This is a genomic window from Bradyrhizobium sp. USDA 3311 (assembly GCF_054062495.1).
The window spans coordinates 7,344,999-7,367,511 of sequence record NZ_JBSSFI010000001.1 but is presented as its reverse complement, the minus strand read 5'-3'; the positions used below and the strand labels follow the sequence as shown (position 1 = coordinate 7,367,511).

The following is a 22,513-nucleotide window of genomic DNA, read 5'->3' as shown; positions in this document are numbered from 1 at the left end:
GCTCATCCCAGCGCTCTGATGACGGCATCCGCCCGCGTGACGATGGCGACGTTCTGCATGGCAAAATTGATCGAGGCCGAGTGCCAGTCGGCATTCATGGTCGAGCAGCAATCCTCCGGCACGATCATGAAATAGCCCTTGTCGGCGCCGGTGCGCGCGGTGTGCTCGACCGACATGTTGGTCCAGGCGCCGGTGTTGATGATCATGTCGCGGCCGGTGGCCTTCAGGATCGTCTCCAGCCGCGTGCCCTCCCAGGCACTCATCCGCATCTTCTCGACGACGAAATCGCCGGGCCGGGGCTCCAGGCCCGAGACCGGTGCCGCGCCCCAGCTGCCGCGTACCATCGCCTTGCTGTCGACCAGACCCTCGAACAGCGGCGCGTTCAGCGTCACGCCGGGGGCGCCGGGCTCGACCACGAACCAGACATGGATGATGGCGACGCCGCGCGCCCGCGCGGCCTCGGCAAGACGCCGGACATTCTCGACCACATGCTGCTGCTTCGCGTGAGCGGGCGCGCCAGACCCGTCGAATGCGCCGCCATCCATGATGACGTCGTTCTGAAGATCCTGGATGATCATGGCGCAGCGCTTCGGATCGAGCCGCATCTCGCCGTCGGTGAGGATGGGCGCTGCGGCCGCGGGGCCGGCGCTTGCGCCTCCGCCGCCGCGCCTGCCGCTCATATAGGGCTCGTGGCGCGGTCCCACCTTGGTCGGGATGGCATAGACCGAATACGTCGAGGTCAGATAGAGCGTGCGGAAATCCGGCCCGCCCCAGGCGAGGTTGGCGACGAGTTCGGGTACACGAACCTTGCCGAGCAGTTCGCCGCGTGGCGAGTAGACCCAAACGCCGCCGGGTGCGGTGACCCAGACATTGCCGTGCTGGTCGCACTTCATGCCGTCGGGCAGGCCAGGCTCGAGCTCGGACTTGATGCTACTTGCGAACACCCGCGCATTCGAGAGCGTGCCGTCGGCATTGACGTCGAATACGCGGATCAGCGCCTGCACGGTGTCGTTGACATAGAGCAGCCGTTCGTCGGGCGAGAAGCACAGTCCGTTCGGCTGGTCGAACAGATTGCGATCGACGACGAGCTTCGGCTCGCCGCCGGGCATGACGCGATAGACGCCCTGGAAGCCGAGCTGCCGCGGCCGCTCGACGCCATAGACCGGCATACGTCCGTACCAGGGATCCGAGAAATAGATTCCGCCCGAGGAGTGCACGCACACGTCGTTGGGGCTGTTGAGCTCCTGGCCCCCGAAATGCGAGGCCAGCACCTCGCGCCGGCCGTCCGGCCGCTCGCGGATCAGCGACGAGGTGGCGTGCTCGCAGACGATCAGATTGAGCTCGGCGTCGTACGTCATGCCGTTGCATTTGTTCGACGGGCGCTTGACCTCGGCCACGCCGCGCCGTGCGTCCCAACGCCGCCGAACGTCGCCAGGCATGTCCGAGAACAGGAGGTAGTGATCGATCGGATGCCAGATCGGGCCCTCCGTGAAGTCAAAGCCCGTTCCGACCTGCGCGACCGGCGCATAGGGATCGATCAAGGTCTCGAATTCGCTTCGCAAGGTGACATGCGTCATCGGTCGATCCTTCGAGCGCGTCAGGCCGGGAACCAGTTGCGCGGGGGCAGCGACTGCACGATCGGGCCGGGGACCTGGTCGTGCAGACGGCCGACGACCATGCCGCCCTCGATCTTGGCCGGCCTGTCGTGTACCGGCAGCAAATAGCGCGAATTGCTCAGCAGCTTCTTGATCGAGGCCTTCTCCGCCCGCTTGCTGGTGCCGTGGTTGCCGGTCGTCCGCGGCTCCCAGTCGTGAATCTCGTTGAACGGCGTGACGATCTGGTCGTTGAAATCGTAGATCACGTCCCCGCAGATGGTGGCGATCCCGTCGGCGGTCTCGACGATGACGTTCATGGAGCCCTCGGTGTGGGCGTTGGCGGCGTCGCAATAGACGCCGGGCATCAGCTCGATCGGCCCGGTGATCTCCAGATCGAGGAAACGCAGCGCGCTCTTGGTGTGCAGGCGGTCGATCAGGTGCTTGATGTCGGGCGCCGGATATTGCGGATGCATCAGGCCGGAGACCGAATATTCCAGCTCCTTGCGGTTGAGGACGACGGTCGTGTTCATCGGAAACAGATCGTCCTTGCCGGCGTGGTCGATGTGCAGATGGGTGTGACAGACAAAGCGCACGTCGCCCATGCGCACGCCATGGCGGGCAAGCTGGTTCTCGATCATGTGCTCGTGGTACTGCAGCCCGCGCATGCCCAGCGTCTCCATGATCTGGTTGGAGCGGTAGCCCGTGTCGACCACGACCGGATATTTGCCGCCGAGGATCAAAAAGCCGAGCGTGAGGACGCGGCGGGTGCGGCCGCAGTCGCGGCCGAGAACCAGAAAGCTCGATTCCAGCTCGATATCGCCATAGTCCAGGATCTTGATCTCCAGCGCCATCCGTGTCTCTCCCTGTCTCGTTTCTTGTCTGTCAAAGCCGGTAGACGCGCGCTGCGGTGGTCCTGAAGATCGCGTCCTGTTGCCCGGTACTCAGCGGAGCGGCCGCCGCGCGAAACGCGTCGACGAGCTCGCGATAGCTGGTCCACAATTTCTCGATAGGGAAATTCGATCCGAACAGGCAACGCTCGGCGCCGAAGATCGCGACCGTGTCGGTCAGTACCGCGGCGATATGCGCGGGATCGTTGCGGTGGATGAACGTGCCGAGCCCGGACAGCTTCGACACCACGTTCGGGCATGCGGCGAGGCGCGCCATTCCCGCGCGCCAGGCGGCGCGGCCTGCCGGCGAAAGATCCTCCAGCATCCCGGCGTGCTGGAGGATGAAGGTCACCTTCGGGCAGGCCTCGGCCATATGCGCGGCATCCGGCATCTGCGGTGTGAACACCTGAAGATCAAAACTCCAGCCGTAGTCGGCGAGGTATCCGACGTTGCTGCGGATCAGGGGGTCGAGACAGAGATCAGGCCGGGTGGCAAACCGATAAAGCGGGTTCTCGTGCCAGTGCAGCTGCATCCGCACGCCACGCACGAGCGGGTAACGCTTGAGGCGGTCGAGCTGCGGGCGGACGTCGTCGACGGCGAAATTGGCATAGGCGACGATGGCGTGGGGCCAGCCTTGCTCGTCCGCGGTCTGCTGCACCCAGGCGGCCTCGTCCTCGAAACGATCGTTGGCCCAGTTGGTCTGGACGTAGACGGAGCGATTGACGCCGGTGCCCTTGAGATCGCCGAGATATTCCTGGATCGGATAGTCGCGCCGGATCGGCTCGTAGGGTCCGAAGATGCGGGGCTGCATGGGGCCGATCAGCCAGGGCAGGTCCGCCTGCCGCCAGATGTGATGATGGCCGTCGACAATCTCGGTCACGCAACTCTCCTTCGTCCCAGTGCCAGGACATGCGCGACGATCGATGCGCTCGACCCGCCGTCGACGAGATCGTCAACGAAGCGTTCGATGGCGACGAGCGCTTCGGTCTGGGGGCGAAAGCCCGGACCCGTTGCGAGCGGCGTCAGCCAGCTCATGCGCCAGGCCCGCCGCGACAGTCTTGCCACGGCGTCGCGCAGCGCGTCGGGTGGGCCGCGCTCCAGCCCGTCCGAGACGACGATAACCGCCGCCCCGCGCGCATAGCCGCCGAACCGCGGCACCGCGAGAAAGGCTTGCAAGGCATCGCCGATCCGGGTGCCGCCGTCCCAGTCGCTGACGAGATGAGCGGCCGCGCTCAGCGCCTGTTCGCGCCGCTTGAGCCGCAGCGCGCGGGTGACACGGGTCAGGCGCGTGCCGAAGGTGAAGACCTCGACATTGGGCGCTGCCTGCACCAGCGCGTGGGCGAGCTTCATGTTCTCCTCGGTGCGGCTCTTCATCGAGCCGGAGACGTCGATCAGCAGCAGAATTTTTCGCGGGCGCTGCCTGCGCTTCAGGTGGCCGAGACGCAGGACCTCGCCGTCGCTGCGCACGGAATCGCGCAAGGTCCGGCGAAGATCGGCGAACGGACCGCGCCGGGCCTGCATGCGCCGGTGGCCGCGTCGCCTGGGCAGACGCCGCGGCGCTTCGCGGGTTAGGCGGCGCAGCGCATCGCCGGGAGAGAGTTGCGCAAAGCGGCGGTCGACCAGCGCCTCGGTACGGGTCGCGGTGAGGCCGGATTCGTTGGCGTCGTCGGAGAGCAGAGGCTCCTCCTCGCCGCGGCCTTCTTCCTGAAGCCGGACGGTCTCGTCGTCCTCGCCGTCGTCATCGCGCGTGACGGCCTCGCTGCCGCGGAAATGGAGGTCGAACAGCCGGTCGAAGGTCGCGCGGCGTTCGGGCGGCGGGGCGAGGGTGGCCAGCGCCGCCTGACGGATATCGCCGAGGTGGCGCGGGCCGAGCAGCTCGATCGCGGTGAGGAACGCGGTGGTCTGCTCCGGGGCGACGGCAAAGCCGTTGGCGCGCAGCAGTGCGACGAAGGAGACGAACACGCGCGCCGCCTGCGGCAGTTGCAGTTCGGGACTCATGCGGTTGCCTCCGCAAGCATCGCATCGAGCCGGGGTGAGATGAAGTGCAGGTCCTCCTCGTCCTTGAGCGCCACGCCGATCGAGCGCCTGAAGGCATCGGGCCAGCGCGCGCCGCCCTTGTGCAGCAAGGTCGCCGCCTCGGCCCAGTCGACGGCTTCAGCGATGCCCGGGGCCTTGCTGAGCGGCTCGCGTCTGAGCTTGCCGACGGCGGCAACGACGGCGCGTGCGGTTGCCTCCGCAACGCTGGAGGCGCGCAGCATCACGATGCGCGCCTCGCGCTCTTCGGTGGGATAGTCGATCCAGTGATAGACGCAGCGGCGGCGCAGGGCCTCGTGCAGGTCGCGCGTCCGGTTCGAGGTCAACACCACGACGGGACGCTCCGCCGCGCGGACCGTGCCGCGCTCGGGGATCGAGATCTGGAAGTCGGACAGGAATTCGAGCAGGAAGGCCTCGAACTCCTGATCGGCGCGGTCGATTTCGTCGATCAGCAGCACGGTGGAATCGGGCGCACGCAGTGTGGCGAGCATCGGCCGTTCGATCAGGAACGTCTCGCCATAGATGTCGATGCTCTCGTCGCCGGCCTGGCGGATCGCGAGCATCTGGCGCGGGTAGTTCCACTCGTAGAGCGCCGCGGACGAATCGATGCCCTCATAACATTGCAGCCGGATCAAACGCCGCCCCAGCACGGCGGCGATGGCCTTCGCCGCCTCGGTCTTGCCGACGCCCGGCGCGCCTTCGAGCAGCAGGGGCTTGCCGAGGGCGAGGCCGAGATAGGCTGCGGTCGCGAGTCCCTCGTCGGCGAGGTAATAGGCCGCGCGCAGCGCCTTCTCCAGCGCTTCGGGGCTGTCGATGCCGACGATGTTGCTGCGAACCGCCATTCCAGGACCTCTAGCGCCGTGCCTGCGGTCGCGCGCCGCCCTGGGATTTGATGGCGCGCAGCACCTTTTCCGGGGTGATCGGCAGATCGTCGATGCGGACGCCGACCGCGTTGAAGATCGCATTGGCAACCGCCGGCAGCACCGGATTGGCGCACATCTCGCCGGGGCCTTTGGCGCCGAACGGGCCATCCGGCGCAGGGCGCTCCAGCACGGCGACGTCGTGCGGGCAGATATCGCCGGGGCCGGGCATCAGATATTCGACGAAATCGCGGGGGCCGTGAACGGGATCGGGATAGTAGGGCTCAGGCGTCTCGTAGAGCGCGTGGCTGACGCCCATCCAGGCGCCGCCGACCAGCTGCTGCTCGACCAGGCGCGGATTGAGCGCGCGGCCGAGCTCATAGGCGGAGTCCATGCGCACCATCGCGACCTCGCCGGTCTCGTCGTCCACCTCGACCTCGGCGACAAGGCAGGCATGGGCGTAGCAGGTTGCCGGCGACATCTCGCCGGTTTCCGGATCGACGTTGGAAAGAGGGACGAGGAAGATGCCGCGGCCGGAGATGGTCTTGCCCTGCTTGAACTGCGCGGCGATCGCGACGTCCTTGGTCGAGATCGACCGGTGCGGCGCGCCCTTGACGTGGATGTTGCCGCGCCCGTCGGTCTCGAGATCGGCGGCATTGACCTCCAGCTCCTCGGCGGCGGCCTCCATCATCACGCCGCGCGCCTCGCGGGCGGCGGCCATCACGGCGTTGCCGACGCGGTGGGTGCCGCGCGAGGCGAACGAGCCCATGCAGTGCGGGCCGGTGTCGGAGTCGGCCGTGTCGACATAGACGTCCTCGACCGGCACGCCCAGCGTCTCCGCGCAGATCTGCCGTGTCACCGACTTCATGCCCTGGCCGAGGTCGATCGACGACAGCGCGACGGTGAACTTGCCGCTCGGATTGGAGTGCACCAGCGCCTGGCTGGGATCGCCGCCGAGATTCATGCCGATGGGATAGTTGATCGACGCCATGCCGCGTCCGCGATGCCGGGTCATCTAGCGCCTCCTGGTGCCGAAAACGGAGGAGAAACGGGTCGCGCCATGCGAGGGCGCAGCGGGCCGCGGGGGAGGCGGCGCCGGTGGTGCCGGCTCGCGCGGCGGCTCGCGGGTGACCGTCGGTGGAAGCCGGTCATAGGTCGTGCGCTGCTGCGCGGCCACAGCCGGCCTTGGGTGCGAATCCGTCGGTGTCGGCGGAATCACGGCGCGGCTGCCGCCGCCGTCCTTGCGCGAGGACGCGCGCTTGAACTCGTCGCGGATCGGCCATTTGGCCTTTTCGGCCGCGACCTGGACGCACTCGATCAGCGCGGTGTTCTTGGCTTCGCGCCTGTGCGCCTTCATGTCGCCGTCGCGATAGGCGTTCAGGATGCGGAACTCCATCGGGTCCATGCCGACGAGGTTTGCCAGCTTGTCCATCTGACACTCGATGGCAAAATCCATCGCGGTGACGCCGAAGCCGCGCATGGCGGTTGCAGGCGTCCGGTTGGTGAAGACGCAATAGACGTCGCCATAGACGTTCGGGATGGTGTAGGGGCCGGGCAGGTGGGCGGCGCATTTCACGGCGGCGTAGCTGGACAGCCGCGTATAGGCGCCGCTGTCGAAATAGGCGCGGATCTTGCGCGCGACGATGCGGCCGTCGCGCATCACGCCATCCTTGATGTAGATGCGCTCGGCGCCGCGCGGCGGGCCGTATTGCATCTCCTCCTCGCGGCCGAACACGTAGCGCACGGGCCGCCCGGTCAGCATCGCCCCCAGGATCGCGAGCGGTTCTGTCAGCGTGTCCACCTTGCCGCCAAAGCCGCCGCCGACGGTGCCGCCGATGAAGTGGAAGGTGTTGGAGGGCACGTCCAAAATCTTGGCGCAGGTGTCGACCGAGAAGAACAGCGCCTGCGTCGAGGTGTAGACGACGTAGCGGCCGTTGGTGTCGGGCGCGGCGATCGCGCCGTTGGTCTCGGTCGGCGCGTGCTCGATCGGCGACATCTGGTAGCGCTGCTCCAGCACGTGATCGGCGGTCGCGAGCGCCGCATCGGCGTCGCCGAATCGCAAGCGCTGGTGATCGTAGACCTCGTGATAGGTGAATGTGTTCTTTGGGTAGGTCTCGTTGACCACGGGCGCGCCGGGCTTGAGCGCGTCCTCGACGTCGAACACCGCCGGCAGCACCTCGTAGTCGACCTTGACCTTGGCAATCGCCTCGAACGCCTCGCGCTCGCTGTCGGCGACGATGGCGACGATCGGCTCGCCCTTGTAGCGGACCTTGTCGACCGCCAGCGACGGCTCGTCGTCCTTGCCGAAATTGATCAGGCTCAGCAGCGTGTTGAGATTGACCGGCACATCAGTGCCGCGGATGATCCGGCGCACGCCGGCCGAGCGCTCGGCCTCGGTGGTGTCGATACGGCGCAGTCTCGCATGCGCCTCGGTCGAGCGGACGACCTTCAGGTGCAGCATGCCCTGAAGTTTGTGGTCGTTGAAATAGCTCGACGTGCCCGTGACGTGGCCGAGCATGTCCTGGCGCTGCGTCCCCTTGCCGATCTCTTTCAAATTATCGTCGCGCTCGTCGGCGAAGATGTCCTTGCGCAGTTCCAGCATGATGGGGATCCTCAGGCACTCGCTCGGCTGCCGGAAGCAGCGAGGATGGCGTCGACGATGGGCTCGTAGCCGGTGCAGCGGCAGATATTGCCGGAGATCGCCTCGACGACCTCGGCGCGGCTCGGGGCGGGGTTGCGGTCGAGCAGGGCCTTTGCGGCCATCAGCATGCCCGGCGTGCAATAGCCGCACTGGGCGGCAAAATGGTCGGCAAAGGCGCGCTGGAGCGGATGCAAATTCGGGCCCTGCTTCATGCCGTCGAGCGTCTCGACCGCGCGGCCCGCGACGGTCTCGGCCAGCGTCAGGCACGAGAGGTGCAATTCACCGTCGATCAGCACGCTGCACGTACCGCAGCCACCCTGGCCGCAGCCGAATTTCGGCGTCATGTCGCCGATCAACTCGCGCAGCGCCACCAGCAGATTGGTGCCGCCGTCGACGAAGATCGCGACGTCGCGGCCGTTGTGACGAAATTGCAGGGGTATCTTGGACATGACGACCTATTCCCTGTCTATTCCTGGCCGGACAGCAGACGCCGCAGATGGACGCCGACGATTTCGCGGCGATACCAGGCGCTGCCGAGCGCGTTGTCGGATGGCGATGTTCCTTCGGTTGCTGCGGATGCGGCGGCCGCGATCGTCGCGGCATCGAGCGAGCGGCCCTCGAGCGCTCGCTCGGCGGCGCGGGCGCGGATCTGCGTCGGCGCCATCGAGCCCAGCGCGATGCGGGCGCCCGCGATCCGGCCGCCGCTGACCGGCAGATGCGCGGCAAGGGTGATGACCGAGCCGCCCTTCGGCTTGATGCGCGCGATCTTGCGATAGCGGAAGGCCTCGCTGCTGGCCGGCCGGGTGCAGGACACCGACAGCACCAGCGTCCCGGCCTGGCGGTCGCGCGTCTGCAAGAACTCTTCGATCGGGACGTCGCGCGCGCCAAAGCCGCCCTGCACGGCGACGGTGGCGTCAAGCGCCAGCAGCGCGACGGTGAAATCGCCATAGGGATTGGGGGCAAAGAGGTTGCCGCCGACGGTGCCCATGTTGCGCACGGCGGGACCGCCGATCGAGCGGGCAGGGGCATGCAGGAAGGCGAGGTCCCGTTCGGCGAGGATTCGCGCGAAGGTGACGCCGGCCCCGAGCGTCACGCGCGGGCCGGATGCGTCGATGCGGGTCAGCGCCTGGTCGTGGGCGCGAACGACGGTCGAGATCGTCACATCGCCCTCGTTCAGCGCGCGCATCACCAGTGTGCCGCCGCCGAGATAGCGCGCGCTGCGGTCCGAGGACAGCGCCCCGGCCGCCTCGCTGGCGCTGGTGAACGTCTTCACTGTCACGGCCATGATGATGCGGCCTCCTTCAGATGCCGGCGGATCGCCTCGAACCCGGCCTGATAAATGTCTTCGGCGACCATGTGGGTGATGCGATCCCTGTCTTCCGGCCTGGTCGTGAAGCGCGACTCCCAGTGCCAGAAGGTGCGGTCGCCGTCGGTGACCGGCAGTAGCCGGACATGGGCGACGTAGTTGAACATCGGCACCGGCGTATCGAGCAGGCAGTAGCTGAAGGACTGTTCCAGATCGGACAGCGCCAGAAGCTGCTCCCGCAGCTCGGAGCCGTCCTTCAGCTTGAAGCGCCTGACACAGCCGATCTTGTCGGAGGGCTGCGCACGCTCGATCGTGGAGGTCGCAACCGCCGGGTGCCAGCGGTCGTGCCCGTTGAAATCGCGCAGCACGGACCACGCCGTATCGGTCGGCGCGTCCAAAATCGTGCTTTTGACGATATGCGGCACGGGTGTCAGCCTCCGAACACGCGCTTCAGCGCGTCAAACCCGCCCTGGAACACGCCGCCGCCGATATTGTTGACGAGCTCCGTCTCGCGCTCCGGCGCGCAGTCGAACTCGGCGGTCCATTCCATGAACGTCTGGTCGCCGTCGGTGACGGGCGTGAGCCGCAGGGTGGCGACGTAGTTCTCCACGCCCATTGGCGATTCCAGGATCGAATAGGTGCAGAACATGTCGTAGTCGGAGAGGCCGAGCAGCTTCTCGCGGATGCGGTCGCCGTTGCGCAGGCGAAAATCCCTGACGCAGCCGATCTTGTCCGAGGGCTCGCCGCCCTCGATCCGGCTCTCCGCGATCGCCGGGTGCCAATTCGGCAGGCCGTTGAAATCGCGCACCCGCGCCCAGACGCGGTCGTTGCGGGCGTTGACGACGGTGGAGACGTAGACGCGGGCCATGAACGCGATCCTCAGCTCTTCTTCCGCGGCCCGCGCTCGGCCGGCGGTTCACCGCCGCCCTCAGTCGCAGGCGGGGAGGCGGCTGGCTTGTCGCCGCCGCCCTTGCGCGCTGACTCCTTGATGCCCTGCATGTCACGGGCTTCGCGGATCAGGCCCGGCATCTTGGCGAGGCTGCCGCCCTCGACGCCGATGTCGGCGAGGATCGAATCGATCAGCGGCGCCTGGACGCGGTAGCGCAGCGCCGAGTCGATCACCTCGTCGGTGGCGCTGCGGCCGCCATTGCCGCCATGGCCATTGCCGTTGAGCCCGTCGACCTGGAGGATGCGGATGCCCTCGATCTTCTCCATCGGCTTGACGCTCTCGCGCACGATGCCTTCGATGCGGTCGAGCAGCTTTCGTCGGAACAGCGAGTAGCGCGCCTGATCCGTGAGGACGTTCTCGGCCTCGTTGAGCATCCGCTGCGCTTCGGCCTCGACGGTGGCGCGGACACGCTCGGCGTCGGCCGCGATCCGGGTTTCCTCGGCCTGCTTCTCGGCGAGCAGCACCTCGACCGTCTTGCGTCGCCTTGCGATCTCGCTCTCGCGCGCGGTGATGACGCGCTCGGTGGCTTCCGTCGCATGGATGCGGGCTTCCTCCGCAGCAGCACGCGCTGCGGATTCTTCCAGCGACTTCTGATGAATCGCGATGGCCTTCTCCATCAGCACCGTCTCGACGTCCTTTTCGCGGTTGACCTCGAGCTTGCGCAGCTCGCGCTCGCGGCCGATGCGCGCCTCATCGAGGCCGCGGTCGGACGCGATCCGCGCGCGCTCCACCTCTTCGCGCGCGGCAATCTCGGCTTCCTGCAGCGACTGGACGCGGGCGACCTCGAGCTGCTCGATGGCGCGGCGGCGCTCGATCCGCGCCGCTTCCAGCGCCTGCTCGCGCGACACGTCGGTGGTCTCGACGTCCTTGCGCGCGACGATCTCGGCCTGCTTGACCTGGCGATCGGCGTCGATCCGTTCCGAGCGCTTGGTGGAGAGCGCGATGACGCGGTCTTCGTCCGCGATCTCGATCGCCTTCTTCTGCTCGATATTCAGCACTTCGCGCTTCTTGGACGAGTTGATTCGCTCCGCCTCGAGCGCGAGATCGACCCCGATGCGCTGGCGCTCGATCGCGTCGCGCCGCTTCAGCTCGGCCGCCTCCAGGACGCCGGTGCGCTCGATTTCGAGCGCGCGGGTTTCGCGCTCGGCCTGGATGCGCTCGGCCGCAACGGTCTTCTCCTGCGCGATCCTGGCGGCCTCGATCGCTTCGCGCGAGGCGATGTCGGCCTCCTCGACGGCGCGGTTGCGGGCGATCTCCAGCGAGCGCACCCGTTCCTCCTGCGCGATGCGGGAGGCTTCGGTCGCCTCGCGCGCGGCAATTCCCGCGACATCGAGGGTCTGGTTGCGCTCGATCTCGAGCTGCCGCGTGTTCTGCTCGGCGGCTATGCGCTCGGCGGCCAGTGTCCGTTCGCGGGCGATGCGGGCGGCCTCTACCGCGCGCTGCGCCTCGATCTCGGCCTCCTGGATGGTGCGGACCTGCTGGATTTCCAGGGCGCGGGTCCGCTCGTCCGAGGAGATGCGCTCGACATTGACCGTCATGGTCTGGGCGATGCGCGCCTTCTCGGTGGCTTCGCGTGCGGCGATCTCGGCCTCGTCGACGGCGCGGGTGCGCTCGATCTCGCGGCGCCGCGTCTCCTCCTCGTTGGCGATGCGGGCATCGGTGACGGCGCGGTCCTGCTGGATGCGGGCCTTCTCGATCGATTCGCGTGCGGCGATCTCGGCCTCCTCGACGGTGCGCATGCGCTCGATCTCGCGCTGGCGCACCTCGCGCTCCGAGGCAATGCGGGTGGTGTCGATCGAGCGCTGGTTGGCGATCCGGGTCTTCTCGATTTCCTCGCGCGCCAGCAGCTCCTTTTCCTCGATGGTGCGGGTCCGCTCGATCTCCTTCTGGCGGGTCTCGCGCTCCGAGGCGATGCGGGCCTCGGCAATGGCCTGGTCATTGGCAATCCGCGCGCGCTCGATGGACTCGCGGGCGGAGATCTGGGCCTGTTCGGCCTCGGTCTCGCGCAGTGCGCGTTCGCGGGCGACTTCGGTGCGCTGGAGCGCGCGGCGCATCTCGATGTCGCGTTCCTGCTCCAGCCGCGCCGTCTCGCTCTCGCGCTCGATCTCCAGCGCCTGCCGTTCGGCCTCGAGATTGCGGGAGCGGATCTTGATCATCGAGTCCTGCTCGATGTCGTTGCGCAGCTTGCGCTTGGCCTCGATGTCCTCCATCAGGCGGGTCAGACCTTCGGCGTCGAACCGGTTCGACGGGTTGAAGAATTCGAGATCGGTCTGATCGAGATCGGTGATCGCGACGGACTCGAGCTCGAGTCCGTTCTGGGCAAGTGCCTCCGCCGCATTGGTCTTGACGCGCACGACATAGTCGCCGCGCCGCTCGTGCATCTCCTCCAGGGTCATTTCGGACGCGACCGACCGGATTGCGGAAATGAACTTGCCGGCCAGCAGCGCGTGGAGCCGTTCGGGTTCCATGGTGCGGCGGCCGAGTGTGGCAGCCGCGATCGAGACCGCCTCCTTGGTGGCCTGGACCCGGACGTAGAAGTCGGCCTCGATATCCACGCGCATGCGGTCGCGGGTGATCACGGCGTCCTGGCGGGAGCGGACGATGCCCATCGGCAGCACGTTCATGTTGACCGGCGTGTAGTCGTGGATGAACGGCAGCACGAAGGCGCCGCCGTTGATCACCACGCGCTCGCCGAGGAAGCCGGTCCGGACGAACGACGTCTCCTTGGAGGAGCGATGGTAGAGCCAGTTCACGATGTAGACGGCCACGACGATCACGATGATCGCGACGATCAGCCAGAGGATCAACTCGCCGACCAATATCCCTGACATCTTGTCCTCCCTCGAACCTTAAAGGCGTTATCGCGCGCCGATCGCCTTGAATTGACGTACCTGTTCGGTCAGGGCCCGCTCCACGGGCAGTCGCTCCATCGAGGACGCGCCGTAGAAGCCGTGACAGTGGCGGGTGTTCTTCATGATGAAATCGGCGTCGGCGGGATCGGCGATCGGCCCGCCATGCGCGAGCACCAGAATCTCCGGATTGACGCTGAGCGCGGCCGAGGCCCAGGTGTCGATGCGCGCCGGGCAGTCCTGCAATTTCGGCGCGGTCTGCGCCCCGATCGTGCCGCCGGTGGTGAGCCCGAGATGGCAGACGATGATGTCGGCCCCGGCTATCGCCATCGCGGCGGCTTCCTTCTCGCTGAAGACGTAGGGCGTGGTCAGCAGGTCCTTCTCGCGCGCCTTCGCGATCATGTCGATCTCGAGCGCGTAGGACATCCCGGTCTCTTCGAGATTGGCGCGGAACACGCCGTCGATCAGGCCGACGGTCGGGAAGTTCTGCACGCCGGCAAAGCCGAGCGCCTTCAACTGGTCGAGGAACACGTCCATGTCGCGGAACGGATCGGTGCCGTTGACGCCGGCGAGCACCGGCGTCTTGCTGACGACGGGCAGCACTTCGCCGGCCATCTCCAGCACGATGGCGTTGGCATCGCCGTACGGCATGAGCCCCGCGAGCGAGCCGCGGCCAGCCATGCGGTAGCGGCCGGAGTTGTAGATGACGATGAGATCGACGCCGCCGGCCTCCTCGCATTTGGCCGAAAGCCCGGTGCCGGCGCCGCCGCCGACGATCGGCTCGCCCCGCTTGGCCATGCCGCGAAACCGCCTCAGGAGTGCTGCGCGCTCAAACCTGGCCATCGGTCACCTCGCTAGTCTCCGGCGCGCCCCGGTGCGGCCGAACAGCGTTCGGAACGCAGCTGCGATGGTCGAGGCGAACTCGGGATCGTTGATGTTTCTGGGGACGCGAATGAGCTGACGGTTGCCAGTCTGCCGCACGGTGCGTTCCAGGGTGCGGAACAGCGCGGCGTCGGCATCCGGATCCCAGAACGGCTGACCACGGGTATCGAGCGCGGAGACGCCGCCCTCGGGCAGGAAGAAGCGCACGGGCCCGTCAATCTGGTTCAGCTTTTCGCCGATCCAGCGGCCGATGCGCTCGTTCTCCTCGGCGGTGGTCCGCATCAAGGTCACCTGCGGATTGTGAACGTGGAACTTGCGGCCCCGGTAACGCTCCGGGATGGTGTCGGGCGCGCCGAAATTGACCATGTCGAGTGCGCCGACCGAGCCGACATAGGGCGCGCGCGTGCGGATGATCGCACCGAAACGATCCTCGGTCGCGGGAAACACGCCGCCCATCAGGAGGTCGCAGACTTCGGTCGTGGTCAGGTCTATGACGCCGGCGAGCTGGCCGGTCTCGACCAGCTTCTCCATCGAGCGGCCGCCGACGCCGGTGGCGTGGAAGACGAGGCACTCGAAATCCTCGCGCAGATCGGCGGCGATTCTCTGCACGGCCGGCGTCGTCACACCGAACATGGTGATGCCGATCGACGGCAGGCTGGCGGCGGTCGCGCGCTCCCTGGCTTCGCGCTGATCGAGGCGCGCCTTCACCATGCCGGCGATGGCATTCGCACCGTTCGAGAGCACCGCGCGCGAGATCGCGTTGAGCCCCTGCACGTCGGTGACCGAATACATCATGGTGATGTCGGCGGGCCCGACATAGGGCCCGACATCGCCGGAGGCGACGGAGGAGATGATCAGCTTCGGCACGCCGACGGGGAGGGTACGCATGCCCGGCGCAACGAGCGATGCCGCACCCGAGCCCCCGGCCGTGATCACGCCGGCGATATTGCCTTGCCGCCGCAGCCAGTTGGCGAACGCATCCGCCATCGCGGTGACGGCGGCGCCGCGGTCCGGGCCGAACACGGCCGAGCCGCCGCGTCCGTGGTTCAGCGCGATCTCCTGCGCGGAGACATCGCAGCTCGCGTGCCTGCCGCTGGTGGAGACGTCGACCAGGCGTGTGCGCAGGCCGCTTCCCGTGATGATGTCGCGGATGAAGCGCAGCTCGGCGCCCTTGGTGTCGAGCGTGCCGACGACCAGCACCACCGGCGGTCCGGATGCCTGCGCGGTCGCCGGCTCGCGCTTGCGCCGCGCGGTCTCGTCGAGACGCGAAACCTGCGTCGAAAGCGTGCGTGCGGCCGCTTCGATCCGCGCGATCGGGACCGGCTGCGACCAGCGTGTCGGCAAGGTGGGGTTGGAGATGTAGATCCGGATCGGCCCGCTCGGGCGCGAGGGCTGCGGGGCCGGCCTCGGCTCACTGCCGGCAGCGGCCGCGTCGACATCCGGCTCGAGGGCCGCATGCAGTCCGACACCGAGCAGGCGCTGCTGGAGCTCGCGATCGGCGGCAAGCCGTGCCGAATCGATGATGCGGTTGATGCGGCCGTTGACCATGATCGCGACATTGCGCGAGATCGCGGTGGCGACGCCGATGTTCTGCTCGATCACCAGCACGGCCATGTCGCCGTCCTCGCCGAGCCGCAGCAGCATTTCCTCGACCTGCGCCACGATGACGGGCGCAAGCCCCTCGGTCGGCTCGTCCATGATCAACAGATGCGGATTGGTGAGCACTGCGCGCGAGATCGCGAGCATCTGCTGCTCGCCGCCGGAGAGCTGGCCGCCGCCATGGTCCTTGCGCTCGGCGAGGCGCGGGAAGGTGTCGTAGATGCGCTCGACGGTCCAGGCACCGGATCGCATGCTGGCGGCGAGCCGCAGGTGCTCGTCGACGCTGAGCGAGCGCCAGAGGCGGCGGCCCTGCGGCACATAGCCGACGCCGAGGCGGGCGATGTGGGCCGGCGAGCGCCGCGTGATGTCCTCGCCGCGGATGCGGATCGACCCGCCGCTGACCGGCACCAGTCCCATGATCGCCTTGCACAGCGTGGTCTTGCCCATGCCGTTGCGGCCGACGACGGAGAACACGCCGCTCTCCAGCGCGAGGTCGACGCCTTGCAGCGCGTGCGAGTGGCCGTAGTAGACGTCGAGGCCGTGGACCTCGAGCGCGGCGGCTGTGCGGCGGGCCTCATTCATGGCCGCCTCCGAGGTAAAGCTCCTGCACCTCGGGATCGGACTCGATCTCCTGCGGCAGGCCTTCCTTGAAGACGCGGCCGTTGTGCATCATCGTGACGCTCTCGACGACGCGCAAGGCGACGTCCATGTCGTGCTCGATGATGATGTAGCCGATATGGGCGGGCAGTGAGGTCAGGATCTCGATCAGCTCCTGCCGTTCGGTCGGCGACAGGCCCGCGGCCGGTTCGTCGAACAGCACGAAGCGCGGGGCGCCGGCGAGCGCGAGCGCGATCTCGAGCTGGCGCTGCTGGCCATGCGCGAGCTCGGCGACGCGCTGGTCCTTCACCGCGGTCAGGTGCACGGCCTGCACCAGGTCGTCGGCTGCGTGCATCAGGGCGTCGTTCTGTCCCGGGCGCAGGAACGAGAAACGTCCGCGCGAGATGCCGCGGCAGGCGAGATAGACGTTGTCCTGCACGGTGAGGCCGGGGAACAGCGCCGAGATCTGGTAGGTCCGGCGCAGCCCGCGGCGGATGCGTTCATAGGGCGGGAAGTGCGTGACGTCCTCGCCGAAGAAGCGGATGGTGCCGGAGGAGGGCGGGAAGTCGCCGGTGATGCAGTTGAACAGCGTGGTCTTGCCGGCGCCGTTCGAGCCGAGCACGGCGCGCCGCTCGCCGGGACGCACGGTGATGGTGACGTCGGTCAGCGCCGCCAGCGCGCCGAACAGGCGCGTCACGCCGCGCAGCTCGAGCGCGGCGCCGGCGCCGACGGCGGAGAGGCGCTGGGCGACGCTATCCATGGCCGCTTGCTCCGCCCGAACGGCCCGTCGTGGGGCGATGGCTCTGGCGCCAGCGCTGCCACAGGCCGATCACGCCGTCCGAGGACCAGAACACGATGGCGAGGAAGCCGAGCCCGATCAGCAGCCGGAAGCGGTTGCCGTCGAGCCCGAACTTGATCAGGACATCGAGCGCGAAGGTGCGCAGCAGCACGAAGATCAGCGCACCGATGAAGGGACCGATCGGGCGCGTGATACCGCCGACCACGGCGATGATCAGCACGTCGATGCAGGCGCCGACGCTGACCGAACCCGGCGAGATCTGGCGGTAGTTCCAGACCTGGAGTACGCCGGCGAGCGCGGCGACGAAGGACGCGAAGGCGTAAGCCGCGACGCGATGCGCATTGACGTTGAAGCCGAGCGCGGCCATGCGGCGGGGATTGTCGCGCACGCCTTGCAGCGCCAGGCCGAACGGTGCGCGGGAGATGTAGTCGACGGCGAAGTAGCACAGCGCGGCGACCGCGAGCACGATGTAGTAGAAGGGAATGTCGGCGCGCCAGTTGACGCCCCAGAAATGCGGCGTCGCGACGGTGTTGATGCCGGTGTGGCCGTTGAAGATCGCCCAGTTCTGGTTGGTGAAATAGTAGAAGGCCGCGCCGATCGCGAGCGTGATCATGATGGTGTAGATGCCTTCGGTGCGGACGGCCAGCGCGCCGCCGAGCGTGCCGAAGACGGTCGCGAGCGCGAGCGCCATCGGGACCGCGAGCCACCACGGCCAGCCGAGGCTGATATTGGTGTTGGCGCTGACGCCGAACACGGCGACCATGTAGGCCGCAAAGCCGGCGATGGTGAGCTGCATCAGGCTGACCATGCCGCCGTAGCCGGCCAGGAACATCAGGCTCAGCGCCATGGTGCCGAGGATCAGCGTGGTGGCGAAGATCTCGATCAGGAAGAAGCCGTTGGCGATCAGCGGCATGATCAGGAGGAGGACCGCGACGATCCAGGCGGCGGGATTGTCGATCTCCGGCCATGCCCGCGCGGAACGCTCCGCCACGGCGGCGGGGCGGACGGTAACGCGGGCGTCGTGGGCGAGGGACATGTCAGCGCCTCGCCAGGAGGCCCTGCGGCCGGATTGCCAGCACCAGCACCATGATCAGGAAGGTCACGACGATGGCGTAGGTCGGGATGTAGACCGAGCCGAGCTGCTCGGCGAGGCCGATGATGAGCGCGCCGAGCGCCGCACCGGGGATCGATCCCATGCCGCCGACGATCACCACCACCAGCGAGGCCAGCAGGAAACGGATGTCCTCACCGGGGGACAGCGACTGGAACGTGCCGCCGACGACCCCGGCGATGCCGGCAAGCCCTGCGCCGAACGCGAACACCAGCACGAAGACGAGCTGGATGCGCACGCCGGTGGCGGCCAGCATGTCGCGATCGTCGACGCCGGCGCGGATGATCATGCCGATCCGGGTGCGGTTGAGCGCGAGCCACATGCCGACGCCGATCACGACGGACGCCGCGAAGATCACCAGCCGCACCACCGGATATCGGAGATAGACCGGCTCGCCCGAGGATTTCACCGCCGTGATCAGCGGCAGGTCCACGGGCCCGATCAGCCAGCTCGGGGTCTGGATCTGGTAAAAGTCGCCGCCGCAGGCCCAGAGCATCAGGTCGGCAAACACGATCGAGAGCCCGATCGTCACCATGGTCTGCCTGAGGTCCTGGCCTTCCATGCGCCGGAACACGATCACCTGAAGCAGCACGCCGACCAGCGCGGTCAGGACGAAGGCAACGATGAAGCTGAGGAGCCAGGAGCCGGTGGCTGTGCTGATGGCGTAGCCGACATAGCCGCCGAACAGATAGAGAGAGCCGTGCGCCAGGTTGACGTTGCGCATCAGGCCGAAGATCAGCGTGAAGCCGCTTGCGACGAGGAAGTAGAGCCCGCCGAGCGTGATGCCGTTGAAGACGGCGTTGAGGAAGACGCGCTTGCGGCCGATCGCCTCTTCGAGGCCCGGCGGCCAGACCGCGAAGATCAGCCAGAGCGCGATGGCGATCGCGATGATCGAGATCAGCGCCCAGGCGGGATGGCGTTCGATGAAACGGCTCATGTGCGCCGCCCGCTTGTCCAGGCGGCGCGCCGAAGCTCCACCGAATGCAGGTCAGACAGCCTTGCAGCGGCTGCTCGCCTCGCCATGAACGTGCGCTCCCGTCGTCGCGACCATCTGGGGGTCGCGTTGCGCTCATCCTAGCCGGGCTTTAAGTGCGACATTTGATCGTGAGTATCTTTTCGCGCGGCGGTCAGGCGCGCAAGACCTTGGCGGCGCGACGATAGTCGGTCGGAGCCATCCCCACATTGGCGGCGAAGAAGCGGGTGAAGCCGCTCTGCGAGGAGAAGCCGAGATCGAAGCCGATATCGGCGATCGGTGCCTCGCTGGCGACCAGCGCTTCGAGCGCCTGTTCCATGATCAGCGTGTTGAGATAGAGGTTCGGCGTGACGCCGGTCTGGACGCGGAACAGCCGGTAGAAGTGAGGTCGCGACAGGCCGGACTCGCGCGCGATGGTGTCGAGCTCCATCTCCGCCCCCGGACTCTCGGACATCAGCTTGATGCATTTGCGCACGCGGAAGTCGGTCACGGCGCCGCTCGCCCGCGCATCGCGTACGGTCTCCGCCTGTTGCCAGCTTTCATCGTAGCAAATGTCGATCAGCCGCCGGAGCTCGGAATCGAGGCTGGAGAGCGATGGTGCGCCGCACACCAAGGCGGCTGTTCGCCGGATGTGCTTGTCGAGCGCGACAGTGCGCTTGAACTGCGTGCGGCCGAAGCGCAGCCGGTCGGTGCCCGATGCATCGGGCGCAAACCATTCGGGATTGACATAGAGCACGAAGAAGATCGCGCCGCCGTCGAGGTCGGTCGGCAGAAAATTGTGCGGCTCCCAGGGATTGACGGCAACGACCGAGGTTTCGTTGAGATCGTAGTGGCCGGCGGAGACATCGATGCATGCGGGCATGCCGCCGACATGGAAGATCAGATGACCTTCACGATGCGCGTGGATATTGAAAGGGCGGTTCAACTGATAAACCGTCGCCCGACCGAACCGGCCGTGGAAGACGGCGAGCGCACGGCTCATGCCTTCCCTCCCGAATGTTCTTGTCTTTTCAGCCAGCGTTCAACAACGCCGCCGAGATTGCAAGAGCGGAGAGCGCCCGCGTCAGCAAGTCGCTCCCCGCTCGTCTGCTGCCGATGTGATGCGTCAGTATTTCTTACATTCCGGCACGGTGCGGCTCGGCAGCCCGATCTTCGAGAACACGGCCGGGTCGTAGCCGAGCGTCTGGTTCACGTTCGGGATCACCTTCACGACCTTGCTGAACAGCGCGCCCTTGCCATCATCGACGACTTCGGTGACGAAGTTGGTGCCGATCGCCTGACGATTGGAGTCGAGCTTGATCTTGCCGTTCGGCGCGTCGAGCTCGATCTTCGCGAGCGCAGTCCTGAACTTCGATTGGTTGTCGCTGAGATCGCCATTGACCTCGCGCAGCGCCAGGATCAGGGCCATTGTCGAGCCATAGTAATTGGTCGCGAGCAGTGACGGGCTTGGAAAACGCTTGTTGGGCGGGAAGGCGTCCTGATAGGCCTTCACGAACTTCTGCCAGCCCGGATCCTCCCAGGTATCGGCCTGGCCGCTCGCAGCGATGGTGCCGATCAGCGCGTTCTTGGCATTCCCCTTTGACGACAGGATGGTCTGGTCGATCATGATGGAGCCTCCCATCAGATGCGCCTTGCCGCCGGCCTGCTGATACTGATTGAGGAAGTTGACGGCGTCCGCCCCGCCAAGCCCGAGATAGATGGCATCGACGTCGTCGGGCAGCGCGGCGATGACGGAGGCAAAGTCCTTGGTGCCGAGCGGAACCCATTGCCGGTTGGTGACCTGGCCTCCGGCGCCGCAGAACTCGAGCACGAGGCCGAACACCTGGGTGTAGATGAAGGAGTAGTCTTCGCCGACGGTCGCGATCTTGCGATACTTCTTGTCGTCATAGGCGTATTTGCCGAGGCCGACCTGCCACTGCGCGCCGTCCATGTTGTAGCGGAAGAAGTTCGGGGCAGGATCGACATAGGTCGTTTCCTGGGCGCCGGATGCCGCATTGATGAAGGTCAGCTCGGGATGGGTCTTTGCAAAGTTCTTCACCGCGATACCCTCGTCGCCGGAGAGCGGCGACAGCAGGATCTGCACCTTGTCCTGCTCGATCAGCTTGCGGACGGCGCGCACTGCCGAATCCGGCGTCGCGTCGGTCGATGCGACGATGAACTCAAGCTCCTTGTCGCCGATTTTCTTGCCCAGCACGTTGAGTGCCGTCTGGTGGCCGCGCATGCCGTCCTCGCCCAGCACCGTGTAGGTGCCTTCGAGGGTTGCGGTCACGCCCACCTTGATCTTTTCCTGGGCGATCGCCGCGCTCGAAAGAAACAGGCTGCTCAGCGCAAGCAGTCCCACACCGCATTTCGACATTGTGCTCCTCCCTGTGTCGTCGCTTTGTTGCCGCGCCGAACCGGGCGCGACGCCCGTGGCTCTCGAACGGCCCCGCGGCTTTGGAGGGAAGCTAGCTGAAGTCGAATGCGGTGCCTGCGTGGGCGCCTCGTCCGGTTTGACGGGCAGTCTCATTTTTGAATGTTGCGGCGCAAGTGATTTTGCAGTGCAATCGGCGGCTGTGCCGCGCCCTGATGCGCCCGCCAACCCTAGGGCATCTCACACCCAGCCGCCATCCACGACGTAGTGCTGCGCGGTGCAGGCGGAGGCCTCGTCGGAGGCGAGGAAGACAGTGAATTTCGCGACCTCGTCCGGCACCAGCCGGCGCTTCAGGCACTGTCGCTGCTGCAGTTCGATCTCGCCCGCCGGCGTCATCCATTTCTCGAGCTGGCGCTCGGTCATGATCCAGCCCGGCGCGATCGCGTTCACCCGAATATTGTAGGGACCGTAGTCGCGCGCGAGGGAGCGCGTGAGGCCGACGACGCCGGACTTGCTGGCCGTGTACGCCGCCATGCCGCCTTGTCCGGCCATCCACGACACCGAGCCGAAATTGATGATGGCGCCGGCCTTCGCCGCCTTCATGTCCGGCAGCACGGCTTGCGCCGCAAAGAACTGGTGCTTCAGGTTCACCGCGATGCGGTCGTCCCAATATTCCGGCGTCATCTCCTCGGTGTTGTGCCGTTCGTCATGTGCGGCATTGTTGACGAGGATGTTGATCGCGCCGTGGGCGTTGCGCGCCTCCGCGACGCCGGCGCGCAACGCAGCGATATCGGTCAGGTCGACGCGCTGGAAATGCGCAGCCAGATCCTGATCCGACAGCTCGCGTGCCAGGCGTTGGCCCTCGTCGGCCTTGATGTCGAAGAACACGACATTGGATTTCTGCTGCGCGAAGCGCCGCACGATTGCAGCGCCAATCCCCGATGCGCCACCGGTGACGAGAACGACCTTGCCGGCAAGGTCGGAATAAACGGCGGCCATGGGCACCTCTTTTTCTTGTGTTGCGGGCGGTGCAAGGCACCGCCCGGTTGTCCCGCCAACCTTAGCCGCTTCCGCCGTG

20 protein-coding genes are annotated in these 22,513 nt (G+C 66.9%); all 20 read right to left on the bottom strand.

The annotated features are described in order from the left end of the window. Window positions 1-2: 2 nt before the first annotated feature. The 20 genes from ACVWW6_RS35360 to ACVWW6_RS35265 all read right to left on the bottom strand — a co-directional run bounded on the left by ACVWW6_RS35360 (window position 3) and on the right by ACVWW6_RS35265 (window position 22,434). The gene (locus ACVWW6_RS35360) at window positions 3-1,577 is read right to left on the bottom strand and encodes an isochorismatase family protein (RefSeq protein WP_456682337.1); all 1,575 of its coding nucleotides are present in this window, start codon (window positions 1,575-1,577) and stop codon (window positions 3-5) included. Between the two features lie 20 nt (window positions 1,578-1,597). After that, complete coding sequence (locus ACVWW6_RS35355; protein ID WP_456682336.1) at window positions 1,598-2,446, bottom strand: N-acyl homoserine lactonase family protein; 849 nt, start codon at window positions 2,444-2,446, stop codon at window positions 1,598-1,600. Between the two features lie 31 nt (window positions 2,447-2,477). After that, window positions 2,478-3,362: an amidohydrolase family protein gene (locus ACVWW6_RS35350; RefSeq protein WP_456682335.1), complete on the bottom strand. Its 885-nt coding sequence runs from the start codon at window positions 3,360-3,362 to the stop codon at window positions 2,478-2,480. Continuing rightward, complete coding sequence (locus ACVWW6_RS35345) at window positions 3,359-4,480, bottom strand: vWA domain-containing protein (protein ID WP_456682334.1); 1,122 nt, start codon at window positions 4,478-4,480, stop codon at window positions 3,359-3,361. The genes ACVWW6_RS35350 and ACVWW6_RS35345 overlap by 4 nt, the downstream gene beginning before the upstream one ends. Further along, a complete protein-coding gene (locus ACVWW6_RS35340) occupies window positions 4,477-5,358 on the bottom strand; it encodes an AAA family ATPase (RefSeq protein ID WP_011086157.1) in 882 nt (293 codons plus the stop codon). Before ACVWW6_RS35340 ends, ACVWW6_RS35345 begins: the two co-directional genes overlap by 4 nt. Window positions 5,359-5,368: 10 nt before the next feature. Beyond that, entirely contained in the window at window positions 5,369-6,391 is a 1,023-nt protein-coding gene (locus ACVWW6_RS35335; RefSeq protein ID WP_456682333.1) for a xanthine dehydrogenase family protein molybdopterin-binding subunit, read from the bottom strand. After that, window positions 6,392-7,978 carry a xanthine dehydrogenase family protein molybdopterin-binding subunit gene (locus tag ACVWW6_RS35330; protein ID WP_456682332.1) on the bottom strand — a complete coding sequence of 529 codons (1,587 nt, stop codon included), beginning with the start codon at window positions 7,976-7,978 and terminating at the stop codon, window positions 6,392-6,394. Window positions 7,979-7,989: 11 nt separating this feature from the next. After that, complete coding sequence (locus ACVWW6_RS35325) at window positions 7,990-8,466, bottom strand: (2Fe-2S)-binding protein (RefSeq protein ID WP_456682331.1); 477 nt, start codon at window positions 8,464-8,466, stop codon at window positions 7,990-7,992. Between the two features lie 17 nt (window positions 8,467-8,483). Next, on the bottom strand, window positions 8,484-9,302 hold the full coding sequence (locus ACVWW6_RS35320; protein WP_456682330.1) for an FAD binding domain-containing protein: 819 nt from the start codon (window positions 9,300-9,302) through the stop codon (window positions 8,484-8,486). Then, entirely contained in the window at window positions 9,293-9,748 is a 456-nt protein-coding gene (locus ACVWW6_RS35315; RefSeq protein WP_456682329.1) for an SRPBCC family protein, read from the bottom strand. The genes ACVWW6_RS35320 and ACVWW6_RS35315 overlap by 10 nt, the downstream gene beginning before the upstream one ends. Before the next feature lie 5 nt (window positions 9,749-9,753). Continuing rightward, window positions 9,754-10,191, bottom strand: a complete 438-nt coding sequence (locus ACVWW6_RS35310; protein WP_011086163.1) for an SRPBCC family protein — start codon at window positions 10,189-10,191, stop codon at window positions 9,754-9,756. 11 nt (window positions 10,192-10,202) lie between these two features. Continuing rightward, the gene (locus ACVWW6_RS35305) at window positions 10,203-13,103 is read right to left on the bottom strand and encodes a flotillin domain-containing protein (protein ID WP_456682328.1); all 2,901 of its coding nucleotides are present in this window, start codon (window positions 13,101-13,103) and stop codon (window positions 10,203-10,205) included. Window positions 13,104-13,130: 27 nt separating this feature from the next. After that, window positions 13,131-13,964: a phosphoenolpyruvate hydrolase family protein gene (locus ACVWW6_RS35300; RefSeq protein ID WP_456682327.1), complete on the bottom strand. Its 834-nt coding sequence runs from the start codon at window positions 13,962-13,964 to the stop codon at window positions 13,131-13,133. A 3-nt stretch (window positions 13,965-13,967) separates the two neighbouring features. Then, window positions 13,968-16,184 (bottom strand): Tm-1-like ATP-binding domain-containing protein, encoded by a 2,217-nt coding sequence (locus ACVWW6_RS35295; RefSeq protein ID WP_456682326.1) that lies wholly within the window; start codon window positions 16,182-16,184, stop codon window positions 13,968-13,970. Continuing rightward, window positions 16,177-16,959 carry an ABC transporter ATP-binding protein gene (locus ACVWW6_RS35290; RefSeq protein ID WP_456682325.1) on the bottom strand — a complete coding sequence of 261 codons (783 nt, stop codon included), beginning with the start codon at window positions 16,957-16,959 and terminating at the stop codon, window positions 16,177-16,179. The genes ACVWW6_RS35295 and ACVWW6_RS35290 overlap by 8 nt, the downstream gene beginning before the upstream one ends. Beyond that, entirely contained in the window at window positions 16,952-18,034 is a 1,083-nt protein-coding gene (locus tag ACVWW6_RS35285) for a branched-chain amino acid ABC transporter permease (protein WP_456682324.1), read from the bottom strand. Before ACVWW6_RS35285 ends, ACVWW6_RS35290 begins: the two co-directional genes overlap by 8 nt. 1 nt (window position 18,035) lies before the next feature. After that, a complete protein-coding gene (locus ACVWW6_RS35280) occupies window positions 18,036-19,046 on the bottom strand; it encodes a branched-chain amino acid ABC transporter permease (protein ID WP_011086169.1) in 1,011 nt (336 codons plus the stop codon). Window positions 19,047-19,236: 190 nt separating this feature from the next. Next, window positions 19,237-20,064, bottom strand: a complete 828-nt coding sequence (locus ACVWW6_RS35275; protein WP_011086170.1) for a helix-turn-helix domain-containing protein — start codon at window positions 20,062-20,064, stop codon at window positions 19,237-19,239. Window positions 20,065-20,187: 123 nt separating this feature from the next. After that, a complete protein-coding gene (locus ACVWW6_RS35270; RefSeq protein WP_011086171.1) occupies window positions 20,188-21,438 on the bottom strand; it encodes an ABC transporter substrate-binding protein in 1,251 nt (416 codons plus the stop codon). A 237-nt stretch (window positions 21,439-21,675) separates the two neighbouring features. Beyond that, window positions 21,676-22,434 (bottom strand): SDR family NAD(P)-dependent oxidoreductase, encoded by a 759-nt coding sequence (locus ACVWW6_RS35265; RefSeq protein WP_456682323.1) that lies wholly within the window; start codon window positions 22,432-22,434, stop codon window positions 21,676-21,678. Window positions 22,435-22,513 lie beyond the last annotated feature (79 nt).